The following is a 23,293-nucleotide window of genomic DNA, read 5'->3' as shown; positions in this document are numbered from 1 at the left end:
CAACTATGCAAACCCTTCCCACCGTCCTCATCACCGGCGCATCCAGCGGCATCGGCGCCACCTACGCCGAACGCTTCGCCCGCCGCGGCCACGACCTCGTCCTCGTGGCGCGCGACAAGGCGCGCCTCGAAGCCCTGGCCGCCCGCCTGCGCGCGGAATGCAAGGTGGCCGTCGACGTATTGCCGGCCGACCTGACCAAGTCCGACGACCTGTCCGTGATCGAAAGCCGTCTGCGCGACGACGCCCGGATCGGCATCCTGATCAACAACGCCGGTAAGGCTCAGGCAGGCGCCTTCGCTGACCAGACTGCCGAGGAGATCGAAAGCCTGATCACGCTCAACACCACGGCGCCAACCCGGCTCGCTGCAGCGGTCGCGCCGCGCCTGGCTCAATCCGGCAGCGGTGCTATCGTCAATATCGGCTCGGTGGTCGGTTTCGCGCCCGAATTCGGCATGTCGATCTACGGCGCCAGCAAGGCCTTCGTGCTCTTCCTGTCGCAGGGACTCAATGTCGAACTGGCGCCCAAGGGCGTTTACGTTCAAGCCGTGCTGCCGGCGGCGACCCGTACCGAGATCTGGGAACGGGCCGGCGTGGACGTCAACACCCTGCCCGAGGTGATGGAAGTGGAGGAACTGGTCGATGCGGCACTGGTCGGCTTCGACCGCCGCGAACTGGTCACCATCCCGCCGCTGCACGTTGCTGAACGCTGGGATGCGCTGGATGGGGCACGCCAGGGGCTGATGTCGGACCTTCGCCAAGCCCATGCAGCTGAGCGCTATCGGTCACAAGCCTAAATAATTGTTTCATTTGACTTGATGTGAATTCAACAATCAGGAGACTTTTATGAGCAGCGCACTATTCACCCCGACCCAACTCGGCAGGCTGCCGCTGAAGAACCGTATCGTCATGGCGCCGCTAACGCGTAGCCGCGCTATTGGGAACCTGCCCAATGCCCTGATGGAGCAGTATTACCGACTTCGCGCGGATGCCGGACTGATCATTACCGAAGGCACCTCGCCATCGCCCAACGGCCTGGGTTACCCACGCATTCCCGGACTCTTCAACCAAGAACAGGTTCAGGGCTGGCGACGCGTGACAGATGGCGTCCATCAGGTCGGCGGCCGGATTTTTGTGCAACTGATGCATACCGGACGGGTCGGCCATCCCGCCAACCTGCCGGTCGGCGCTAGCGTCATTGCTCCCTCGGCAATTGCCGTTCCCGGCGAGACATGGACTGACACCGATGGCATGCAACCACATCCCATCCCCCGTGAAATGAGCGAGGCCGACATTGCTCAAAGCATTGCCGAATATGCGACTGCGGCCAAACTGGCCATCCACGCCGGTTTCGATGGCGTCGAATTGCATGCAGCGAACGGCTATCTGATCGACCAGTTCCTCAACACGGCCTCCAATCAACGTAATGACCGCTGGGGCGGCACGGTTGAAAACCGCATCCGTTTTGCCGTTGAAGTCGCAAAAGCGACCGTTCTCGCCATCGGCGCTGATCGCGTTGGCATGCGCATCTCGCCGTATGGCGTGTTCAACGCCCAAGTGCCGGATGCCGAGATGGACACCCTGTACCTGCGCTTGGTCGACGAGTTGAATGCACTCGACCTGCTCTATATCCACGTCGTGGATCACAGCGCGATGGGAGCACCGGAAGTCAGCCCGGCATTGAAAGCCCGAATCCGTGGTGCATTCAAGGGGAAATACATTCTTTCCGGGGGTTACGACGCAGCCCGTGCAGATGCAGATCTCGATGCGCAGCGTGGCGATCTCGTCGCTTTTGGTCGCCCGTTTATCTCGAATCCCGATCTTGTAGCCAAACTTAAATTGGGCCAGGAATTGATTGAGCCGGACTTCTCAACTTTCTATACGCCCGGAGAAAAGGGCTACACCGACTATTAATCAGTTATCGCATGCCGTGCCTACAGTGTTACCCGAGTGCTCGGCACGGCATCAATAAAACCTAACAACACCTTAGCGATTCAATCAATGGAGTTCCCTATGAAATACGCTTTGTTTGGCAAGACTGGCCTTAAGGTTTCTCAAGTGGCACTCGGTACCGGAAATTTCGGCACCGGCTGGGGCTACGGATCAGATACCGATACCGGTAAAGCGATCTTCAACACCTATGCTGAAGCTGGCGGCAATTTTATCGATACGGCGGATACCTACCAGTTTGGACAATCCGAGGAAATGCTAGGTGCCTTGTTCGAAGGACGCCGCGACGATTTTGTTCTCGCCACGAAATTCTCCAATGGCGCGGCGCCTAACACCAACCAATTGGTCACAGGCAATAGCCGCAAAGCCCTGGTGGCCTCCCTTGAAGCAAGCCTTAAGCGCCTAAAAACAGATCGGATCGACATCTTCTGGGTGCATCATCCAGATGGCGTCACGCCAGCAGAAGAAATCGTCCGCGGATTCGAGGACCTGGCCCGTGCGGGAAAGATTCTCTACGCCGGTCTCTCGAATTTTTCTGCTTGGCGGCTCGCCCGCGCTGTGACCCTGGCGGAAATGACTCGCGCAGTTCCCATTGCCGCCGCGCAGTTCGAGCACAGCCTGGTCCACCGCGAGCCGGAAGCCGACTTATTCCCGGCAACGTACGCGCTAGGCCTGGGTATCATGACTTGGTCACCATTGGGTGGCGGCATGCTGACCGGGAAATACCGGCGTGGCGAGAAAGGTCGAGCTGAAGGTTTCGGTGGCAAGGTATTTCAGCCGGAGAACTCAGCACAGCGCACGCAGATCCTCGACACAGTCATTGCTGTTGCGAGCGAACTGAGCGCTAGTCCCGGTCAAGTCGCAATTGCTTGGGCCGGCACTCATGGTGCGGTTCCGATCATCGGACCACGCTCGTTGACACAACTGAACGACAACCTTGGCGCCCTGTCGCTTGAACTTTCAATTGAGCAAATAAACCGCCTCGATACCGCCAGCAACCTGGATTCATCAGCACCGGCGAGAACACCTGTTTCCTGGGCCGTGGGTAGTGCCCCCCGGATTATTGCCTGAGCCTGGCTGGCAACATGAATCGCCCCGGAACAGATAGATGCAAGCCAGAAAAAGGCCCCTCTGTATTACTCATCTTCAGACGTTATTGCCGCGTTAAACAGCCGGTAATGCTCAGTCTAATTTTTCAAGGAGTACTAAATGTTTAAAGCAATCGTTATTGAGAAGGACGAAGCAAGCTACCGTGCAAGCGTCAAGGATCTTGATGAATCGCAGCTTCCGGAAGGCGACGTGACTGTGCGCGTCAGTCACTCGACCCTCAACTACAAAGATGGCCTCGCAATAACAGGGAGAGGCCCGGTAGTTCGCAAGTTCCCTATGGTTCCTGGCGTCGATTTGGTCGGTACTATCGAGGAGAGCAGCGATCCGTCGTACAAGGTCGGCGATGCAGTGTTGCTGAACGGTTGGGGAGTCGGCGAAGGCCATTGGGGTGGCTTAGCCCAAAAGGCGCGCTTGAAAGGAGAGTGGCTGGTTCCCTTGCCGCCCCAATTTGCCCCTCAGCAAGCCATGGCTATAGGTACCGCAGGCTATACGGCGATGTTGTGTGTTCTTGCTCTTGAGCGCCACGGTGTCACTCCAGAGCATGGCGAAATTCTGGTTACAGGGGCTGCCGGAGGTGTTGGTAGTGTTGCCGTATCCATCCTTTCGAAGCTTGGCTATACCGTTGTTGGCGTGACGGGACGCATGGCGGAAAGTGAATACATTAAAAGTCTTGGCGCCAGTGAGGTTCTGGAGCGCTCAGCGTTTTCCTCTGCCGGCAAACCACTTGGCCGAGAACGCTGGGCCGGAGCCATTGATGTTATCGGCAGTCATACTTTGGCCAATGTCTGCGCTACAACCAAGTATCGCGGAATCGTGACCGCCTGTGGTTTGGCGGGTGGAATGGATTTTCCCGCGACGGTCGCCCCTTTCATCCTGCGCGGGGTGGCGCTAGTCGGGATTGATAGCGTCATGTGTCCTCGCTCAGAACGCCTAATTGCTTGGCAGCGTCTGGGGACAGATTTGGATATCTCCAAACTGAATCTAATCACCAAAGAAATTGCTCTTTCGGAAGCAATTCCCATGGCTACCAGACTGTTGGACGGCCAAGTTCGGGGACGGGTTGTGGTTAACGTGAATGCCTGAAGGTAGCGAATAATTCGCCGGCAGGTGAGTAAAACATTGCTCGTTCCTTCTACCGCCGCTTCACCCCCTTTCGCGCAGACCTCATGGTCAAATGAAATACAGGAGACTCAATTATGATCGTCGTTACAGGAGCATCCGGCCAACTCGGCCGGCTGGTTATCGAAGCCCTGCTGAACAAGCTACCGGCCGATGAAATCGTCGCCACCGTGCGCCATCCCGAGAAAGTTGCTGATCTGGCGAAGCGTGGCGTCCAGATTCGCCAGGCCGATTACGATCAGCCGGCCAGTCTGGCTGCCGCCTTCGAGGGGGCCGACAAGCTGCTGCTGATTTCGGCCAGCGAAGTTGGTCGCCGTGTGCCGCAACATCGAGCTGTGATCGATGCCGCCAAGGTAGCAGGCGTCGGCTTGCTGGCCTACACCAGCATCCTGCATGCCGACATCTCACCGTTGCCGCTGGCGGCCGAACACCAGGAAACCGAAAGCCTGATTCGCGCGTCCGGCCTCCCGGCAGTCATTCTGCGCAACGGCTGGTACACCGAGAACTACACGGCCGGCATTCCAACCGCGCTGCAGTATGGCGTGGTGCTGGGCAGCGCCGGTCAGGGCAGGATTACCTCGGCTGCGCGTGCCGATTACGCCGAAGCGGCCGCCGCCGTGCTGACGCGGGACGAACAAGCGGGCCGCATCTACGAACTTGCCGGCGACGAGTCCTACACGCTGGGCGAACTCGCCGATGAAATTACCCGGCAATCCGGCCAGGCCGTGGCCTACCGGGATTTGCCGGAAAGCGAATTCAAGGCGGCTTTGCTTGGCGCCGGCCTGCCGGATTTCCTGGTGACGCTGCTAGCCGAATCCGACGTCGGTGCGTCAAAAGGCGGCTTATTCGATGATGGCCGGGAATTGAGCGCATTGATCGGCCGCCCGAGCACGCCGCTGGCCGAAATGGTCAGGTTGGCCCTGAGGTGATCGTTGAACGACGGTTAGCACGCCAGCGACAAAGATTTATTGCCTTCAGCCGGTCTGAACATCAGGTTGCATACTGGGCAACTCCACTACCAAATGACCAGTTCTCTTTTTTAACCTCGACCAGATTGATGAAGACATCAGCCGGCCGAACACCGGCTTCTCGATTTAGCCCTTCCGCAATTGTCTTTTAGAGGAGTTTCTTCTGCTCCGTCGTCCGCCCCTCGTTGAGCGTGATTTGGATAAACACCAACCCATCACTTCGTTTTATCCCGAGATAGGTAGGGTCATAGACGAAATGGTCATCGTCGTGCTCGGACAGAATCTGAAAGTTATCTTGGTCAGGGACGTTAATTGCAGTCTTCATTGAATCGTAAACAATCTTGCCCAGCTTTTTGGCATAGGAAGCGTCGGAGTTTCTTTTGATGTCGATACGAACGAGGGGCATTTATCTCTCCATTTAAGTTTTGAAATAGTTGACCTGCAGGGGGGAAGATTTCAGGGGATCATGGTGTCGGTTTACTGGCCAATGCCGGCATCCTTCATGCCGATACCTCGCCCTTGCATCAAGGCACGAATCGTTCCACCAAAAGCCTGGCCACAAAGATCTGAACCGGTTCTTTGCGCTGGTTGTATGTCGTCACGCGCGCTTTGACCATGCCTTGTTGTGGTCTGGATCTCGACGGACGAAGCTCGAGAATCTCCGTTTCGACAGAAAGCTCGTCGCCGGGGCGCACCGGCTGGTGCCACTGGAGCGCCTCCAGACCGGCGCCAATGATGCCCCCGGCCGGCTTGAATTCACTGTCGACGAACAGCCGCATCGTCACGGCAGCCGTGTGCCAGCCGCTTGCCGCCAGGCCTTGAAAGAAGGATTTGGCTGCAGCCGCATGGTCCAGATGGAAAGGCTGGGGATCATACTCGGTAGCGAATCGCTTGATTGCTGCCTCATCCAGCACGTACTTCCCGGAACCGAAGCGTTGGCCGACATGCAGGTCATCGAGGTAGTAAATTTTTTTCATGTCATTTGCCACCGATCAAGACTTCGGCCAGAGAATCATTTGGGTGCAGCGAAACAATGCCAGTTTCCTGCCCGTCGCCGCATCGATCACGACGGCATCCCAGACCTGCGTCGTCTTGCCCAGATGCTGGGCAGTGGCGGTACAGGCAATCTCCCCGTCCCGCACCGTGCCGAGGTGGTTGCTCTTCAGCTCGACCGTCGTGAAGGACTGGGCGCCGGCAGGCAGATGCGCAATCGTCGCATTGCCACAGGTGGTGTCGGCCAACGCCACGACGCTGGCAGCGTGCAGGAATCCGTTGATGGCGCCGTGCAAGGGTTTGACCGCCATGCGGCTGGTCATCACGCCTTGCTTTAATTCCATCATTTCGACGCCCAGAAATCCGGGCAGGCATTCCCTGCTATCCCGGTTCAGGGATTCCGGGCTGATGTCTTCGCGCAGAACACTCATGATGTGCCTTTATCTGTCGCCAGCGGTGATTGGGGGGGTATGAAGGGCTTGCCGATCGGTGCTTCCTTGATGGGCAAATTTACGAGGGCGGCGAGCATGGCGAGGACCATGTCGGCGTACCACATCCATGAGAAGTCACCGAACCTCGAAATTGTCAGGCCGCCCAGCCAGGCGCCAAGGAAACCGCCAATCTGGTGCGAGAGCAGCGTCAGTCCGAACAGGGTCGCCAGGTAGCGCGTCCCGAAAAGCTTCCCGACAATCGCCGCGGTGGGCGGCACGGTCGCCAGCCATGTGAAGCCAAGGCCGGCCGCAAACAGGTAGTAGGTCCATTCGGTGCGCGGCATCCACAGATACAGGGCGATCAGCAAGGCCCGCGAGGCATACATGGCAGCCAGGACATACTTGCTGCGATAACGGGCCACGCAAGAACCGGCATACAGGCTGCCGAATACGTTCGCCAAGCCGATGATGGCCAATGACCAGCTGGCCACGCTGGGCGGAAGACCGCACAGATTCACTTCACCGGGCAGATGGGTCACTAGGAAGGCAATGTGGAATCCGCAGGTGAAGAAACCGGCGTGCAGCAAGCCGTAGCTGGGATTTTTGAGCGCCGCCAGGATGGCCCGCCCCAGTTTCGAGTCGTTGGCATGCTGGGGTGCGGCCGTCGTCGGGCCGGTCAGTTTGCCGACCAGCGGCAGCGCAGCCAGGGTTGCCACGACCATCGCCCACATGGCACCCATCCAGCCCATGCTCTGGATCAGCTTTTGCAGGAGGGGTGCAAAGATGAATTGGCCGAAGGAGCCGCCCGCGTTGATGACCCCGGAGGCGGTGCCGCGTGACTCGAAGGGCAAGCGTTGGGCGGCAGCGCCGATCAGCACGGAGAAACTGCCGGCGCCCGAGCCCATGGATGCAAGGATGCCGAGGGCGATCGCCAGCCCGAAACCGTTCTCGATGAAGGGCGTCAGGGCGCAGCCGATGGCCAGCGTTACCAAGGCGGCTTGCAAGACCAGCCGGGGACCGTAGCGGTCGGCCACGGCACCGGCAATCGGCTGGATGGCGCCCCAGGTGAACTGCCCGATGGCCAGCGCCAGGCTGATCGTGGCGATGCCCATGCCGGTCGACGTGTTGATGGGACTGACGAAGAGTCCAAAGGACTGGCGGGTGCCCATGGTCACCATGAGAATGCCGGCCGCTGCCAGGGTGACGGAGAGCACATCGGGGCGTCGAATAGAGTTGAACATCATTCCCAGCACATCAAGTAATGCTTGAATTGTGGTCGCTCAACAGAGCCGCGACAAACCAGTTATGATGCCTCTTGTTATAGAAAATCTATGCCATGACTACGTATCCACCCCTCAAGGCGTTAGTCGCCTTTGATGCTGCCATGCGCAACAAGAGTTTTTCTCTTGCGGCGGATGAGCTGTGCGTGACGCCGGGCGCCATAGGCCAGCAAATCCAGAAACTGGAGGAATGGCTGGGCATGTCGCTGTTCATCCGGCAGGTGCGGCAGGTGCAACCGACGGATGCGGCCACCGCTTACTGGCAGAAAATCCAGCCGGCGCTTACCCAGATTGCCGACGCCAGCAACCGTCTCAAGCGCAGTCGCAGCATGGCCGTGTCGCTGTCGATGACGCCAAGTTTTGCCGCCAAGTGGTTCACCAGCCGCATGGCCAGGTTAGTGACCCGGCACCCGGACATCGAGCTTCACCTCAATGCCTCGGTTGAAACCGTCGATTTTGAGCGCGAGGTGGTTGATCTGGCGATTCGCCATTTCAACGGGAAAAGCGCCAACCTCGATGCTAGCCTGCTGTTCAAGGATGAGGCCCGGGTGTACTGCACACCGGAATACGCGGCGGCCTTGCACATAAGCGCGCCGGAGGATCTGGTCAGAGCCAACCTGCTGGTCACCACCATCCAACCCTATTGGGAACGATGGTTCAAACAGTTCAGCCAACTGGATGACGGAGCCATCGCCAGGATTCCTCGCATGCACTTCGACCAGTCCCTGCTTGCTATCGAGGCGGCCAAACGCGGGAACGGCGTGGTTTTGGCCAGCCCCTACCTGACCGAAGTAGAGGTTGCCAGTCGGTCTCTGATAAAGCCATTTGACTGTTGCCTTGAGCTTGAGAATGGCTACTACGTGGTTCACCCGAGCAAGACAGCGCCCAGCCAGGCCGCAATGCGGGTAAAGCAGTGGCTGATTGAAGAGGCTGCGAAATATGCCGACAACGGATTTACGGCCGATAGGGGGCTGTAATTCCTCAAGCCCGAAGATGTTTGCTGCTTTGAAAATAGACGCAGCAGGAAATTACGGGCAGGTGTTCAAACCTGCAAATTTCAAATGGCTGCTATAGATCGCAGAGCAGGCATTTCTCAAAGCAGCTGCCACTGGCGGCTTTGGCCGAACAGCGGAAGTAGCCAACTCCCCTACCCCGCGCGCTTTGACATTATTTCCCTTAGGTGCGCAGATTACGTCGAACGATTTCGGACGCAAAGAATGTTTGCGCTGGATTAGAGGGGGCAAAATAGTCTTGAACCTCGTCCCATACTTTGTACGTCGGCTTTAACGCTTGCAACCGATCAAGTGACTTCTCGATCGTTTTGATGGTTCTAAGGAGGCTGCTGCGCGCGCTGCGTCGGACTACAGAACTAGGCCCGATGTAGTTCTCGCAGATGATTCCCGTTCCAGGGTTGGCCAGGGAAAAGGCGGCAGCAACAGCAGAAAATTCATCTGCCAGGCGCAGTTCCGCCTGATATAGGCAATCCTCTTTCTCGGCCAAAGCAGCGAGCTCCGCCAGTCTCTGGGAGATATTGGGATCCTCTGTCATTGCCACTTCCTCTGAGACACGTGTAATGCATTGGAAGACACAATCTCAACGTTTGATTTTGCAAGATCTTGGCACACAGCGATGACTGAACACTGGCTAGACGAAATAGTCGATTTTGGACTATTCGAATCTGGACTGCAACCTCCCGGCATTCCTCTCTGGTGTGTCGATGGAAAAATCCATTCATTCTTCCGAATACGAACGTTTCCTAGCTTTGCTACGAGAAACTCGAGTGCTAAGTGGACTGACCCAAGAGGATATCGCGACCAAACTGAATGCCACCCAGTCATTCGTCAGCAAGTGCGAACGCGGGGAGCGTCGGCTCGATCTTGTGGAGCTTGCAGCATGGTGCTCTGCGCTCAACGTCTCGCTTACCTCATTTGTCGAACGCTTTGAAAAGCGATCCCAATAGCGTTGTCGTTTCCACGGCAATTGCTGTTTTAACGACAATGAACAGCAATCCCTAGTGGATAACCTGCTGGCCTCTTTCTTAGCCTTAAGTGTCGGGCCCCATCCCATTTCGGGGTTTGACATTAGTCCTTCAACGGACAATTTTCCCCTTCGTTCAGGTGTTGAACCCGATCGAAGTCATTGATCCTTCCGAGATCCTCCGATGAGTCGCACCCCAGATTCCATCACTGCGGCCTTTCCGACGGGCCACCTATCTCCATTAAGTCAGGCCCAATAATTCGAGCGCATCCGGATCATCTGCCGATAGCAGCAGACCGATCGCTTTCCCAGGTATACGGTCGGCGTTATGGGTGCTAAATGGTTTTCTGGCCTCTCCGTCATCTCGATCATAAATGATCCGATTCACCGAAAAGTCACAGAGCTCGGCTGAAATCCCGGCAAATAGTGGGCCACTTAAAAAATCTTCGAGCAGCATCCAGAAGCGCATGCCCAGGTAACACGCCGCGTCTGGTTCGAAGCTGAGGCAGGCCTCACGATACAGCGCGCCTAGGAGCGCGACAAAATCCAGATTCTGCGGATGCTGGGCGACCAGATTTTCGATTCGTCTGCGAATGAGACTGTCCTCATCCTGCCATTCTGCCTTCTTGTCGGCAGCCAACACCTGCTGCCATTGCCTGGCTAGCCATGCTTCTTCTTGATTCACCGAAAGCCGGACGAGATTTAGCCGGTCCAGGCAACGCCTTACCATCCGCGTCGCCGCCGCCCGGGTCTCAGGAGGATTCACCAGCAGGGGCCAGAACAGGCTGGCCGCAAGGTGCTTGATAAGCGCGAGTTCAGGCACTTCCGCCAATCTCTTGACGACATCCATAGGCAATGGCGTTCCGCGGTCTCTGGCGTGTTCGAACACGTGAGTACGGTCTGCGGAGGTACATTTGGCACCGCCCTGCCTTCGCGCAAACTCGACGTCGAGACTCGTGATGCTCCGCTTGCCGAAAACAGCAATTACCAACGCAAACTCCGTCCACCCAAGCCATTTCTTCCCGTGAGGAGTTGGTGGTTTCCCTCGTCGTAAAAACTCCTTTGTCTCCATTTATGTGCCTCACATCTTCGTCCCACTTGAACCCTATTTAAAGGAATGGACCGTCGCACTGCAAGGGGTGTGGAATCGCAGTGTCCAGAAATTTTCAGAAAGTGTCCGAACGATGTACACCAAATTCGGCACGGTAGTCTTTCACTCCCGTGTTCGAAAACACCTACCCCAGAAAACTATCGCCGGTCGTGCCGGTATCGATTCCTCGTACCTTGCTTCGATTGAGCGCGGCCGACGGCCACCGCCCCGCCGACAGATTGTGGACCGGATTGTCGCCGCACTGGGAATGTCCGATGCCGAAAAAGCCAACGCAATTACGGCTGCAGCCCTAGATCGACTGGAACCGGCGATTCGAGAGGCCGAGGGAGACATTCCTGGTGTCGCAGTCTTGGCAAGACTTTGCAGTGCGCTGCCACATCTGAGCCAATCCAAGCTCGCAGTACTAAATGACGTTATCAATGTCCTTGCAGACCAACCGCTGAGGGAGGAATCAATGGGCTAGTCACGAACGAAAAAAGCCGCCGACATTGGGGATGCCGGCGGCTTTCTTAGGGACCGTTCCCGAAGGAATCAGCCCGGGTCGCACTGGCAGTATTCCTTGCGTAGCCAAACGCGTCAAGGCAGCGGCCCCTCCTCTTCCCCGTCTAAAAACGCTTGTGGGCTGGTTTGCCACAAGAATGGACTCGAGGAGCCCATCATGCCTGATTCGAAGGCTGCCTTTAGCGTTGCAAAACGCAAAAAACAGGTAATTAGACGCCACTCGCCACACATAGCCCAGAGTGGCACAAGATGCACCCACAATCGTTGCTTCCGGAGTGGTCGCGTCCCCTTCCTGTTTGTCACTAACACCAACTACCGTGCAGGCAACCTGTGGATCACAGCGCATCAGAGCGATTTCTGTCATCCCCGAGCGAAGTGCACTTTTAATACGTGTACCAACAAATTCGCCCGTTCTGGCGAATCTACATTTGCCCCAAATAAGGGGGAGGTATGACTAAGGCTACCGGAACAGGGCGTGGTCGGCGTCTGGGAACGCAACTACGCGGCGAAATGGCTGCGTCGTATGACGCGCGCGGAAAGGGAAATGCGGACCTCGTGTTGCACTATAGCCCGAAAGCAAAATGCAACGTCCAACTCGCCGGACAACTGCAGTTCCTGCATTTTTTATACTGCGAAATCGACTGCCATATAGCGACTGCCGATTATTCGCCTTATTCAGCGATCTCATCATTGGCAGGCGATAAGTTTGCCTCTCTCATCGATGCACAGGTGGAAACAAGGGATGGAAAGGTAATCTGGCATCGGCTCATAGCATCCGAACCTGACGAAGAGGCACTCACTGACGATCTTAGGTCTGTCCTGGGAAAGGGACCGCTTGCCGGCATTTGTGCCCTCGAAATCTGGACAACCGCTCGTCTGACCGCAAATCCGATGCGGTTGCGAAATTCACTGAGGGCCGTGGCTTGGATGAGTGCCGCCCGCCATTGGCCACTTGCTGAGTTTAAGTCCAACGTACTTACCTTCATCTCCAAACAGCGCTCAGTAACCTTCGATGAGATTCTCAACTTAGAGGCCGGTCCTCGCCGTGCTTTGTCCGGTGCTGCAGCTCTTGAACTCGCCTGTACGGGCACAATTCGCAGCGATCTGCTTGAAGTGCCTCTGCATGGCCTTACGCGATTTCATGCCTCAGGAGACTCTGATGGCAATTGACACTCTGAGCGAACAGGTTCACCCACAACCCAGCGTGGTTGTGCCTCCACATTACACATTCCAGACAATTCCCTATGAGCACCGAAATTGCGAAGAATGGCCAAGTGCTAGCACTCCAAATGCTGCAGACCTCCTAGGCTGGTTTCCACACCTTTCGGCAGTCGAAGCCGAAAAACGTGCAACCGAGATAGCACAGCGATTCGATCGCCTTCAGCGCGGGATCAAGGTTTATCTGAGCAGTGGTTCATTGAAGTTAGCACTCAGCGAAGCCCAATGCTCACGGGAGGTGTTTTATCGACAATTCAATCGTTGCCTACTTCCGAATCCCCTGAATGGCGAGGGAATTGCCGGTTGGTCGGGACTGATAAGCCAACTGCGCTTGAAGCCCTACACGCGTGTGAATGTCGGCAACGGTACTGCAGGGCAATTTCAAAAGTGGTTGCGAGAGCATCCTGTTTGGAGGGAGATGCTCCACAATATGATTGAGAAAGGCAACGGCGGCAAGAAGATCGCTGCCCGCAAGCCCGATGTCCGCAGCGTGGCTCGAAATTTCATCGCGGCATTCTCGAAGGCGCAAGGAGAAAATAAGCAGCCCAAGATTCCACTCGGGACCTACCCGCACGATGGCCGTTCTAATGCACGCCGTGCGATTGAGCGCTACATCAACCACTTCATCGCCATAAATCCCAGCACAACCGCAGTTTGGTTCGGCGAGGATGTAGCCGATCGGCAGCATCTTGGAACAGGACCGCAGAGTTTTAATCTTGCTACCGCTCCATTTGATGTCATAGGGTGTGATGCCCACACAGTGGATTGCATTGGCTTCATCATTCTCGAAGGAGAAAGCGGGCCTCAGAAGATTCCTGTTACCAGGATCCAAATCGTGGCAACTTTGTGCCACAACAAACGTGTCGTAACTGGGTACTCCGTCTGCATTCGACCTCAGATTGAGGCAGCACATGTCGAGGAGGCCTACGCAATGGCTAACACGCCGTGGAAACCCAGAGCACTGACCATTGAGGGAATGCGCTATGCGGAAGGCGCTGGTTTCCCAAACGGGGTAGTCGACGGCATCACCGAGATTAATCCCGCCCTTCTTCGTCTCGACAACGCTGCGCAACACTTCGCCAATGGCATACGCTCACGGCTCAGAGAATCGTTGGGTTGTGCGATTGTATGGGGGGGTGTCGGCCACTGGTGGCGAAACGCCATCACTGAGCGATTCTTCGGGACACTTGAGAGATACGGATTTCAGCGACTACCTTCGTCAATGGGTACCGGCACCCAAGATCCCCAGCGTGCAAATAACCCAGTCATTGAGGCCACTGGCAAGGGAATTGAATGGCATGAACTAATCGAACTGGTGGACATACTGCTCGCCAACTACAACGCCAAGCCACACAGCAGCTTGGGCGGAGTCAGTCCTCTCGACTCCTTACGAGCAAGCTTAGCGATTCGTTCCTACTGCTGGATCCCCCGCATTCGTCCACCGCACACGGCCAATTCGCCTCGCATCGGGGTACAGATTCTGAGAAGGCGGATTGCTGGCAGTGTAAAAAATCGAGTGCCTCCTTACGTTGAGATCGGTGAAGAGCGTTACACCGCTGTCTGCCTATCATCGCAGTACGACCTTATAGGTCGACATGTCTACGTTCACCTTCCACAGGACATACGCACTGTCGAGTGCTACCTGGACAGCGGCCAGTATATCGGCCAACTCGACTGCATGAACCGTGGTTGGATGCTATCTGCACACACTCTGCAAACCCGGCAGGTCATCAATGCCCTAATCCGCGAAGGTCAGATGTGGGTTCCAGATGGTGGCGATCCGGTCGCAGTCTATCTTGTCCATCTTGAAGCGAAGGCAATCTCGCAGGCCACTGCAAGCGGTAACTCTAGAATTTCATCGGATGCTTCCGCTGTGGCGGACAGCCTGCTCGCTGCCGACACTATGACCGTTACTCGAGGTAACACATCACGTCAAAAGCAAAGCAATCGCCGCGTCCTTATTTCTGCTCGCCTGCCTTCGAATTGGGAGTAGGCATCTATACCTCGGAGCACCAGTCATGTCTGACTTGGAAATTGACATTCACGACACGCAGCAAGAAACCATGAAAAATTGTTCCTTAGCAGAAAATAAGGAACAAAGTGAACGCAGCAACTCATTGCGCTCAGCTACGCTAAGTGCAGGTCCTGATCGCGAATATCATCTTACTAACCATCCGATATATCAACGGCCAGTGCAAATCCTGACCAATGCGATTAAGGACGCCTTTCTCATCGCTAGCGATGCAGTGAGATTTAAGCGCCTAGGATGCTCCTTCCTGGCCGACTTTCGTGCTGGGAAATCTACGGCACTTGAGATGATTGCGCGACACCTTACAGATGTTCTCCCGGACGTAGCTAGTCAACTCGTGAGCGCAATAACTCACGATGCAGTAACAGAACGGACATTCTATGGCGATCTCCTCATCGCCTTTGGGCTCCCAATCGACGGTAGCGCACAGGACCGTTCCAGTCGCCTTCGCGGTGCAATTATTACTGCATGTATTAATGCAGGGGGAAGGCACTTCTGTCTATTCATTGATGAAGGACAGAACTGGGGGGGACGTGAGTACACATTCCTGCGGGATTTTTCAAACCAACTTCGTCAGGACGATCGTTATGTTCTCTCGACGGTGATCTTCGGTGACCTCAGGCTGGAAGAGCTAGCTTCAAGCTTCCGATCTAAGCGCAAGGATCTATGGGCGAGGTTCCTGATGAAGCCAGAATCATTCGCCGGCATTCGCAGCATCGAGGATTTAAAGTTCTTCCTGTCAGAATATGACAATATTAAGCGCTGTGAGTATCCAGCTGGCTCCAAACTAAGCTATTCAGAGTTCTTTCTTCCACTGGCGTATGCAAGCGGTTGGCGTCTCGCCGATGAAGCCCAAAATGCGTGGGACGCATTCGTTCGATCAGCCGCCAGCGTCAACCGTAAGCTTGGTGACATCGGGATGCAGTGGGTAGGCGATACGGTGACCCAGTTTCTAACCGGGCAGATGGCAATCGACGTGGCGAAATTCAAGAGCACCCCGGACGATTGGGATGCGGCCGTTCTTCATTCCAAGTTTATCGACTCCTTGATCTAGCCATACCTTCATGGCAATCCCCACGCTTGGCGGACTCATTTGGCATTCTCAATGGAATGCACTGGGAGAAGGGCCCTATTCCATCGTGGCGAAGCTCATCCATGCCAACGCCCTTCCTGCAAGCTACTTCAAAGAAGTGATTTGTTGGAAAAGCCCTGCGGGTGCCAGTCTCTTGCGGCCGAAACCACCGCAGTCGTTAAACGAGCCAGCCGCTTCGCTCGCGCGTCTGATTCAAGACTCAAGCCTCTCCAGGCTTTCGTGGTACATGCATGGTGCGTTGGCAGGCGACCAAACGCTACGGTACTGTCGTACGTGCATGAGCTCAGGCTTTCAGGCGGCAATTGCTCAAATCGATGGATTCGACGATTGCCCAATCCACAAGGAGCCACATCTCAGCATTTGTGATCGTTGCGGTGCAAAGACGCCTGCATATTATCTGGGAAACAATGATCGCCTTCCTAAATTTTCCTGCAGAAAGTGCGGACACCCCTTTGGCGGCAGTGTGTTGATTGAGCGGAAGCTTGATGCCTGGAGGCCACCCGATCACCTCCATCGACTCGATCTCATCCACCGGTGGCTAAGAGAAATTAATGACGAGCAGCGCATCCTTTGGCCATGTGCTTTGGGGTGGGACACGACGCGTTTCCTTGAAGAAGGGGAGGAGCAACACAGACGCCGAGCAGTATTCGCAGTACTTAGGGCACTTGTTCCTGATTCGAACATTCCAAGCCCTAAGTCCGCTCCGGACCTTGATATCTTCGGTCCTTTTTCGGTCGATATCAGTTTTGAACGGCCATTGAAATATCTTAGCGTGCCAGCCTACGACATTGCTCGCCAACTTCCCTGGGGATGCGAACTTAATGACTATCGTCGAAATCTCCGCATGCCAAGTTTTGGAGTTCCAGTTCCAGATGACCCAACTGTTCCACCTTTGGTCCACGCAAAGCTAATCTTTCGTGCCCAATTTGAGCATCTCTCTGAGGTTCTTGAAGAGAGGAGATTTAGTACTGAGTTCTCATCTAACGCAATTATGGAATTGCTGAGCGCACAACGTTCGATTTCATTCAAAATGCTTGAGGATAAAAGTTTCGTGCGCGCCATATTGGCAGCCACCCAGATAGCGGCAGAGAAAATTGCCAACGAATGGCATCGTTTTCTACTCGAAATCAGTAGGACCGACACCACACGTTTTAATGAAAGCTGGTTGACAGCTTGTAATCGTTGGTCAGGTCGGCTCGGATGCTGGAGGGAGCACGGATACTTCCCAATCAGCGTGATTTTAGCCAGGCATTCGACAAGTTGGGAACGAGGGATCTACTTGGCAGTAGCGTGAATACTGGTCTAGCAAAAGCGTTCGCGCTGCTAGCACACCTCAATTTGCGCCATCCCCTCATCGTGCTGACCAACCGCTCCTTCGGTGCTGATATTGCTTATTTAGCTAGCAGTCCGCACAAAGTCGTCCTCCCAGTCCCCCTAACCAAGCCCTCGCCCCCTCAGAAATGACACGCTTCATCGGTTGGTGAAATTTGCTGGTTAGGGCTGAGGGGCTACTTTGTGGTGTCGGCGCAGCGGACGAGGGGCAGAATTGCAACACTTCATGGCGTGGGGGGTTAGATTGCAGTCAATTGATTGACCGCGATCTAACCCCCCAGGAAAAAGCGGAGTCCAAAGAATCAGTCAGTTACAAAAAAAACCAAGACCTAGATTTGTGTCACCCGACTATAATTCTCGATAGCCAGCCATCGACACCAGTCGCCTAGCCAGCCACGAATCTCTGAACAATGGACTTCATTCCGTGGCTGCCACCCATCCCGTTGCCGAACTTTACTCAGACCATCACGGCTGGCTGCACGCGTGGCTGCGCAAGAAACTGGGTTGCACTCACCGGGCCGCCGATCTGGCCCAGGACACTTTCCTGAGATTGCTGGCTCGCGACGTGCCGCTCGACGTCCGCGAGCCGCGCGCGTTTCTGACGACGGTGGCACAAGGCCTGGTCGCCAACCATTTCCGTCGGCAGAAACTCGAACAGGCCTGGCTGGAAGCGCTGGCGCAAATGCCGGAAGCCAGCGCACCATCGCCCGAGCAACGGGCATTGATGCTGGAAACGCTGATCGAGATCGACCGCCGGCTGGATGCGCTGGGCCCCGTCATTCGCCGGGCCTTCCTGCTGTTCCAGCTCGATGGCCTGACGCAATCCGACATTGCACAGCGTCTCGGCATCTCGATTCCCACGGTCAAGCGCCACATTGCCCGAGCACTGGTTGCTTGTTGTTTCGACGATGTCCAACACTGAAAAATCCACCTTGATGATGCGAGAGCCGGCCGATGTGCGTCATCAGGCGGCGCTGTGGCTGATCGAACTCAGCGAGGATCGCGCCAACGCCGATCTGCGCCGGCGTTGGCAACACTGGCACGATGCGGCGCCGGAACACCGGGCGGCCTGGGCAAAACTCGAAGCCTTCGGTGCCGGGTTGAAGCAGGTTCCGGCTGCGCTGGCGCACGCCACCTTGGCGCCCCGAAAATCGCGCCGCCTGGCGATCAAGCGGCTGGCACTCCTGCTGGCCGGCGGCGGCGCGACGCTGCTTGCGGTCAACCACCGCGAGTTGCCGATTTTGCTGGCCAGCGAACGTACTGCGCCCGGCCAACGCCGACAACTCACGCTGCACGATGGCAGTTACGTCGATCTCAATGCCGACAGCGCGCTCGACATCCACTTCGATGCCTTCGAACGCCGGTTGATCCTGCGGCGTGGCGAAATCCACGTGACGACTGCGGTCGACCCGGCCGGCCGGCCGTTTTTCGTCGATACCCCCCAAGGCCGCGCGCAAGCCTTGGGCACCCGGTTTACCGTGCGGACGCTGGCCGATGGCACACATAGCCATGTCGCCGTCTACCAGGGCCGGGTCGCGCTGCGGCCGCGCTCGGCGAACGACGATGCACGCGTGCTGGCAACCGGCCAGCAGGCGGATTTTTCGGTGCACGCGGTGTCGACCGTATCCGCGAGCCACGGCACCGACCTCGCCTGGATGCACGGCATGCTCGTCGTCGAGGACATGCCCCTGCCCGCCTTCATCACCGAATTCGCCCGCCTGAGCGGCCAGCCGCTGGACTGCTCCCCTGCCCTGGCGGCACTCAAGGTCAGCGGAAGCTATCCGCTGGGCGATCCACCGGCGGTTCTCGGCATGCTCGTCCGCACCCTGCCAATTCGCGTCGAAACGCGGCAACGCTGGTGGGGACGGACCCGTCACGAAATCCTGCCGGCCTGATTATTTGCCCGGGACCTGATCCCTTTCCCGTTTTCGCGGGGCATGGATAACGAAAGCTCGTTTTCCAGACACTCAACGAAAGGGATCTCCATGGGGAAAAACACCTGCCGGACGCCGCAACGCCGGGCGGCATTCTCTCGCCAGCGTTTGTTGGCGCAAGCCATCCGCGGCCTGTGGCTGGGTTCGCTCGCCATCACCGCGGCGTTACCGGCCGGCCCGGCCATGGCGCAGGAAAGCAGTCGCCAGTACGCCATTCCGGCCGGCAATCTGACCGATACGCTGAAACGCTTCGGTAGCGAAAGCGGCCTGCTGATCTCGTTTTCCACCGAACTGACCGGCGGCTTGCGCAGCCCGGGCGTGAACGGCAGCTACACGCCGGGCGTCGCCTTGCGCGAATTGCTGCGGCAGACCGGCCTGGAGGCCGTGCCGCAAGGCAGCGGCTATCTGCTGCGCAGGATTCCTTTGCCGGTCGGTGGCGAAGCCCAACTGGCGCCGATGACGGTCACCGCCAGCACGGAACGCAATCCGACCACCGAAGGTACGGGGTCCTACACCACGCGAGTATTGAGCCTCGGCAAGATGCCGCTGTCGATCCGCGAGACGCCGCAATCGGTCACCGTCGTCACCCGCCAGCAGATGGACGACCAGAATCTGGTCACCGTCGAGGACGTCATCGCGCAGACCACCGGCACATCGAAATCCCAGCGCAACTTCGGCTCCCACGTCTATATCCTGCGCGGCTTCGAGATTCCCACCCAGAACTACCTGATCGACGGAGTCGGCGGCGGCGGTGTTTACAACCCGACCGGCTGGGTGCCGATGGACACGGCGGTTTTCGATCGCGTCGAAGTCCTGCGCGGCGCAGGCGCGCTGGCAGTCGGCGTCGGCGACCCGAGCGGCGTGGTCAACATGGTGCGCAAGCGCCCGCGTGCGGAAAAGCATCTCGATGTGGTCGCCAGCATCGGTTCCTGGGAAAACTACCGCACCGAAGTCGACGGCGGCGGCCCGCTCAATGAAGCCGGCACGCTGCGCGGCCGGGTGGTGGCGGTGTATCAGGACCGCAAGTTCTTCTACGACGTGGCGCACGCCAAGGAACCGATGCTCTACGCCGTCGTCGACGCCGATCTGGGCAGCGACACCAAGGCCACCGCCGGATTCCGCCATCAGGAAGTGAACATCGACGGCTACGCCATCTTCGGTCTGCCGCGCTTCACCGACGGCCGTCCCCTGCCCCTTTCCCGTTCGACCTCGCTGGCGCAGAACTGGAACCGCCATGAAGCGCGCATCGACGACGCCTTCGTCGAACTCGAACATCGTCTGAACGACAACTGGCAGGCCAAGCTGACCTTCAACCAGAGCCGGACGACGATCGACCAGAAACTGGGCTCGGCCCGTGGCGCGATCGACCCGGCGACGATGACCGGCACCCGGATGGCCAGCTTGTACTTCGTCGACCGCGACATCACCGCCAGTGCCCTGGATGCCCACGTCACGGGGCGTTTCGAGGCCTGGGGCGGCGACCACCAGATGATGTTCGGGACCAGCTGGTCGACGATGACATCCACCTTCCGGTCGACGACGATTGCGTTGAACACGCCGGTCGACGTATTCAACTTCGACCACGGGCTGATCCCCGAACCCGATACCCCGGCCTTCGCCAACGACCTGAAGGATCGCAACCGGCAGTTCGGCATCTACGGCAGCGCACGGCTGCAACTGGCCGAACCGCTGCACCTGCTGCTCGGCGGCCGCTTCAGCTGGTACGACTTCCACACCGACAACCGGATCACCGGCAAGGTCACCAACGACTATCAGGAAAACGCCCAGTTCACGCCCTACGCCGGCCTGGTCTACGACCTGGATCGGCGCTGGTCGCTCTACACCAGTTACGCCAGCACCTTCGTCCCGCAAAGCCAGTACTCGACGCTTTCCGGCAATCCGCTCAAGCCGGCCGTCGGGACCAACTACGAGGCCGGTCTGAAAGGCGAACTGCTCGACGGCAAGCTCAACGTCGCGCTGGCCCTGTTCAGCATCAAGAAACGCGACGTCGCGCTGTACGACGCAGCGAATGCCGGCATGTGCCCCGGGATCACGACCAACGACTGCTACACCAACGCCAGCCTGATGCGCAGCAAGGGCGTCGATCTCGAAGTGGCCGGCCAACTGGCTACCGGCTGGCAGGTCTCGGCCGGCTACACCCACCTGAAAACCCAGGATGAAAGCGGTGCCTCGATCAGTTCCGATACCCCGCGCAACCTGTTTCGCACCGCCACCAGCTATCGTCTGCCCGGCACGTGGGAAAGATGGACGATCGGCGGCGCCCTGGCCGCGCAGAGCGAGGCTTATATCATCGATGGCGTCCGCGTGAGCAACCCCGGCCGCGCCATCCTCGACCTGCGCGCCGCCTACCGCATCGATCCGACCTGGTCGCTGGCGCTTAACGTCGGCAACGTCACCGACAAGACCTACTTCTCGGCCATCGGCGGCACCCGCAACGGGACCTACTACGGCACGCCGCGCAACTTCATGCTCAGCCTGCGCGGCAGTTTCTGACAACAGAGGGACGCCCGGCGGCATTTTTGCGGTCAACCGGTCGTTGACCGCAATTTTCCGCGCCGACGCGCAAGACGATTGACGCCAACGCATCGCACCGAGAAAATAGGAACCATTCTCGATAGCCAGCCATCCTCCGGGTAGCCAGCCAACGCACCATGCCGTAGCCGGAGTCCCCCATGTCTGCCGCCCCGCCCGTTGCCGAACTCTATGCCGACCACCACGCCTGGCTGAAAAGCTGGCTGCGCCGCAAGGTCGGATGCCCCGAACAGGCGGCCGACCTGATGCAGGACACGTTCATCAAGGTCATGCTCGGCCGGGCCGAAGCGCAAATTCGCGAACCCCGCGCCTACCTGGCGACGATCGCCAACCGTTTGACCGTCGATTTTTTCCGTCGCCAGCAACTCGAACGCAGTTATCTCGAGGCGCTGGCCGCGTTGCCGGAAAACGAATGGCCGTCGGCCGAGGAATCGGCGCTGTTCAAGGCAGCACTGCTCGAACTGGACCGGCTGCTCGACGGGCTCGGTCCCAAGGTCAAGCAAGCCTTTCTGCTGGCCCAGTGCGACAACCTCGGCTATGCCGAAATCGCCGCCCGGCTGAATATCTCGCTCCGCTCGGTCAACAACCATGTGGCCAGGGCGATGGCGCATTGCTGCCTGGCCTTGCCATGAACTCGCCGCTCGATCCGCAAACCCGCTCGATCCACGAAGCCGCCGACTGGTATGCACGCTTGCGCGGCGCAACGGTAACGCCATCGCTGGAACACGAATGGCAAACCTGGCTGCAGGCGAGCGATGCCAACCGCCAAGCCTGGCACAAGGTGGAAACGGTCTGCGGACGCTTCGACCGGGTACCGGGGCGCTTGAGCGTTCCGACGCTGGGCGCCTCGGGCGCACGCCGCAACGCCTTGCGCAAGCTGGCGCTGTTCGCCGTTCTGGGGGCCGGCGGCATGCTGGCCTATCGCCAGTCGCCCTGGCGCGAATGGTCGAGCGATCTGCGTACCGCGACCGGCGAACGGCGCGATCTGCAACTGGCCGACGGCTCCCTGCTACAACTCAACACGCGGACGGCCGTCGACGTCCGTTTCGATGCCGACCAGCGACTGCTCCGCTTGCACGCCGGGGAAATCCTGGTCACCACGCACCCCGACCCGATTTCCCCGCCCCGCCCTTTCAGGGTCGACACCGCCCATGGACGGATTCTTGCGCTGGGTACGCGCTTCAATGTCCGCGTCGAACGCGATCAAACCACGGTGAGCGTGCTCGAAAAAGCCGTCGAAGTCTCGCCGGCTACGCAGTCGGAAATTCGACAACGCATCGAAGCCGGACAAAGCCTGGCCTTCCAGAACGATCGACTGGCACGGCCGTTTGTCAACGCGCCGGGAAGCGCCGACTGGACAAACGGCAGCCTGATCGTCGTCGACCGGCCATTGGATGAAGTGCTCGCCGAATTGTCGCGTTATCGCAGCGGCCACCTGGCCTGTGCAGGCGAGATTGCCGACCTGCGCATCTCGGGCGCCTTTCCGCTCGACAACACCGACGAAGCCCTGACCGCGCTGGCCGAGAATTTTCCGGTTCAGATCGAATACCGGACCCGCTACTGGGCCCGCGTCGTCCCGCGCCTCAGCTGACTTCCCCGTTTTCAGGGGCGTTGCACCCGGCCCGAAAAAAACAGGGCCGGGTTTGCATTTTTGCCCCGGCTCGTCCGTCCTCCCAGTGATACCCCTTCCATTCATC

At 57.9% G+C, this 23,293-nt stretch carries 22 protein-coding genes and 1 pseudogene; 17 read left to right on the top strand and 6 right to left on the bottom strand.

Annotated features, from left to right (window positions below; translation table 11 throughout):
• Positions 1 to 5 precede the first annotated feature (5 nt).
• The 5 genes from L0962_RS13195 (at position 6) to L0962_RS13175 (ending at position 5,105) form a co-directional block, all read left to right on the top strand.
• Complete coding sequence (locus tag L0962_RS13195) at positions 6 to 794, top strand: SDR family oxidoreductase (RefSeq protein WP_234086902.1); 789 nt, start codon at positions 6 to 8, stop codon at positions 792 to 794.
• A gap of 49 nt (positions 795 to 843) precedes the next feature.
• Positions 844 to 1,911 carry an alkene reductase gene (locus tag L0962_RS13190; RefSeq protein ID WP_234086901.1) on the top strand — a complete coding sequence of 356 codons (1,068 nt, stop codon included), beginning with the start codon at positions 844 to 846 and terminating at the stop codon, positions 1,909 to 1,911.
• 99 nt (positions 1,912 to 2,010) lie between these two features.
• Positions 2,011 to 3,018 (top strand): aldo/keto reductase, encoded by a 1,008-nt coding sequence (locus tag L0962_RS13185; RefSeq protein WP_234086900.1) that lies wholly within the window; start codon positions 2,011 to 2,013, stop codon positions 3,016 to 3,018.
• A gap of 138 nt (positions 3,019 to 3,156) precedes the next feature.
• Positions 3,157 to 4,140 carry an MDR family oxidoreductase gene (locus L0962_RS13180; protein WP_234086899.1) on the top strand — a complete coding sequence of 328 codons (984 nt, stop codon included), beginning with the start codon at positions 3,157 to 3,159 and terminating at the stop codon, positions 4,138 to 4,140.
• Between the two features lie 113 nt (positions 4,141 to 4,253).
• Entirely contained in the window at positions 4,254 to 5,105 is an 852-nt protein-coding gene (locus tag L0962_RS13175; RefSeq protein WP_234086898.1) for an SDR family oxidoreductase, read from the top strand.
• A gap of 61 nt (positions 5,106 to 5,166) precedes the next feature.
• Here L0962_RS13175 and L0962_RS13170 read toward each other — a convergent pair.
• The 4 genes and pseudogenes from L0962_RS13170 to L0962_RS13155 form a co-directional block, all read right to left on the bottom strand.
• Positions 5,167 to 5,550 (bottom strand): annotated as a pseudogene (locus L0962_RS13170) (tautomerase family protein).
• A 118-nt stretch (positions 5,551 to 5,668) separates the two neighbouring features.
• Positions 5,669 to 6,121 carry a MaoC family dehydratase gene (locus L0962_RS13165; RefSeq protein ID WP_234086897.1) on the bottom strand — a complete coding sequence of 151 codons (453 nt, stop codon included), beginning with the start codon at positions 6,119 to 6,121 and terminating at the stop codon, positions 5,669 to 5,671.
• 15 nt (positions 6,122 to 6,136) lie between these two features.
• Positions 6,137 to 6,568 carry a PaaI family thioesterase gene (locus L0962_RS13160; RefSeq protein ID WP_234086896.1) on the bottom strand — a complete coding sequence of 144 codons (432 nt, stop codon included), beginning with the start codon at positions 6,566 to 6,568 and terminating at the stop codon, positions 6,137 to 6,139.
• Entirely contained in the window at positions 6,565 to 7,809 is a 1,245-nt protein-coding gene (locus L0962_RS13155) for an MFS transporter (RefSeq protein ID WP_234086936.1), read from the bottom strand. Before L0962_RS13155 ends, L0962_RS13160 begins: the two co-directional genes overlap by 4 nt.
• Before the next feature lie 95 nt (positions 7,810 to 7,904).
• Here L0962_RS13155 and L0962_RS13150 point away from each other — a divergent pair, with 95 nt between their 5' ends.
• Positions 7,905 to 8,825, top strand: a complete 921-nt coding sequence (locus tag L0962_RS13150) for a LysR substrate-binding domain-containing protein (protein WP_234086895.1) — start codon at positions 7,905 to 7,907, stop codon at positions 8,823 to 8,825.
• Positions 8,826 to 9,024: 199 nt separating this feature from the next.
• Here the strand turns inward: L0962_RS13150 and L0962_RS13145 are convergent, their stop codons facing one another.
• Complete coding sequence (locus tag L0962_RS13145; protein WP_234086894.1) at positions 9,025 to 9,396, bottom strand: hypothetical protein; 372 nt, start codon at positions 9,394 to 9,396, stop codon at positions 9,025 to 9,027.
• Positions 9,397 to 9,565: 169 nt separating this feature from the next.
• On the opposite strand from L0962_RS13145, the gene L0962_RS13140 reads away from it, so the two are divergent.
• Entirely contained in the window at positions 9,566 to 9,808 is a 243-nt protein-coding gene (locus L0962_RS13140) for a helix-turn-helix domain-containing protein (RefSeq protein WP_234086893.1), read from the top strand.
• 258 nt (positions 9,809 to 10,066) lie between these two features.
• Here L0962_RS13140 and L0962_RS13135 read toward each other — a convergent pair whose 3' ends face one another.
• Positions 10,067 to 10,675, bottom strand: a complete 609-nt coding sequence (locus tag L0962_RS13135) for a hypothetical protein (protein ID WP_234086892.1) — start codon at positions 10,673 to 10,675, stop codon at positions 10,067 to 10,069.
• A 334-nt stretch (positions 10,676 to 11,009) separates the two neighbouring features.
• Here L0962_RS13135 and L0962_RS18330 point away from each other — a divergent pair, with 334 nt between their 5' ends.
• The 10 genes from L0962_RS18330 (at position 11,010) to L0962_RS13090 (ending at position 23,187) form a co-directional block, all read left to right on the top strand.
• Positions 11,010 to 11,399 (top strand): helix-turn-helix domain-containing protein, encoded by a 390-nt coding sequence (locus L0962_RS18330; protein WP_367398029.1) that lies wholly within the window; start codon positions 11,010 to 11,012, stop codon positions 11,397 to 11,399.
• Positions 11,400 to 11,887: 488 nt separating this feature from the next.
• A complete protein-coding gene (locus tag L0962_RS13130) occupies positions 11,888 to 12,607 on the top strand; it encodes a hypothetical protein (RefSeq protein ID WP_234086891.1) in 720 nt (239 codons plus the stop codon).
• Positions 12,597 to 14,648 carry a hypothetical protein gene (locus L0962_RS13125; RefSeq protein WP_234086890.1) on the top strand — a complete coding sequence of 684 codons (2,052 nt, stop codon included), beginning with the start codon at positions 12,597 to 12,599 and terminating at the stop codon, positions 14,646 to 14,648. The genes L0962_RS13130 and L0962_RS13125 overlap by 11 nt, the downstream gene beginning before the upstream one ends.
• A 25-nt stretch (positions 14,649 to 14,673) precedes the next feature.
• Positions 14,674 to 15,738 carry an ATP-binding protein gene (locus L0962_RS13120; protein ID WP_234086889.1) on the top strand — a complete coding sequence of 355 codons (1,065 nt, stop codon included), beginning with the start codon at positions 14,674 to 14,676 and terminating at the stop codon, positions 15,736 to 15,738.
• Positions 15,739 to 15,748: 10 nt separating this feature from the next.
• Positions 15,749 to 17,071, top strand: coding sequence for a hypothetical protein (locus L0962_RS13115; RefSeq protein ID WP_234086888.1), 1,323 nt, complete (start codon positions 15,749 to 15,751; stop codon positions 17,069 to 17,071).
• A 462-nt stretch (positions 17,072 to 17,533) separates the two neighbouring features.
• Positions 17,534 to 18,031 (top strand): sigma-70 family RNA polymerase sigma factor, encoded by a 498-nt coding sequence (locus L0962_RS13110; RefSeq protein ID WP_234086887.1) that lies wholly within the window; start codon positions 17,534 to 17,536, stop codon positions 18,029 to 18,031.
• Positions 18,018 to 19,004: a FecR domain-containing protein gene (locus L0962_RS13105; RefSeq protein ID WP_234086886.1), complete on the top strand. Its 987-nt coding sequence runs from the start codon at positions 18,018 to 18,020 to the stop codon at positions 19,002 to 19,004. The genes L0962_RS13110 and L0962_RS13105 overlap by 14 nt, the downstream gene beginning before the upstream one ends.
• A 90-nt stretch (positions 19,005 to 19,094) precedes the next feature.
• Positions 19,095 to 21,557 (top strand): TonB-dependent siderophore receptor, encoded by a 2,463-nt coding sequence (locus L0962_RS13100; RefSeq protein WP_234086885.1) that lies wholly within the window; start codon positions 19,095 to 19,097, stop codon positions 21,555 to 21,557.
• 179 nt (positions 21,558 to 21,736) lie between these two features.
• Positions 21,737 to 22,228: a sigma-70 family RNA polymerase sigma factor gene (locus tag L0962_RS13095; protein ID WP_234086884.1), complete on the top strand. Its 492-nt coding sequence runs from the start codon at positions 21,737 to 21,739 to the stop codon at positions 22,226 to 22,228.
• A complete protein-coding gene (locus L0962_RS13090; protein WP_234086883.1) occupies positions 22,225 to 23,187 on the top strand; it encodes a FecR domain-containing protein in 963 nt (320 codons plus the stop codon). The genes L0962_RS13095 and L0962_RS13090 overlap by 4 nt, the downstream gene beginning before the upstream one ends.
• The last annotated feature ends 106 nt before the right edge of the window (positions 23,188 to 23,293 follow it).

Origin of the sequence: Azonexus sp. R2A61, assembly GCF_021401135.1 — a bacterium.
GTDB lineage: Bacteria > Pseudomonadota > Gammaproteobacteria > Burkholderiales > Rhodocyclaceae > Azonexus.
This window is presented reverse-complemented; position numbering and strand designations above follow the sequence as displayed.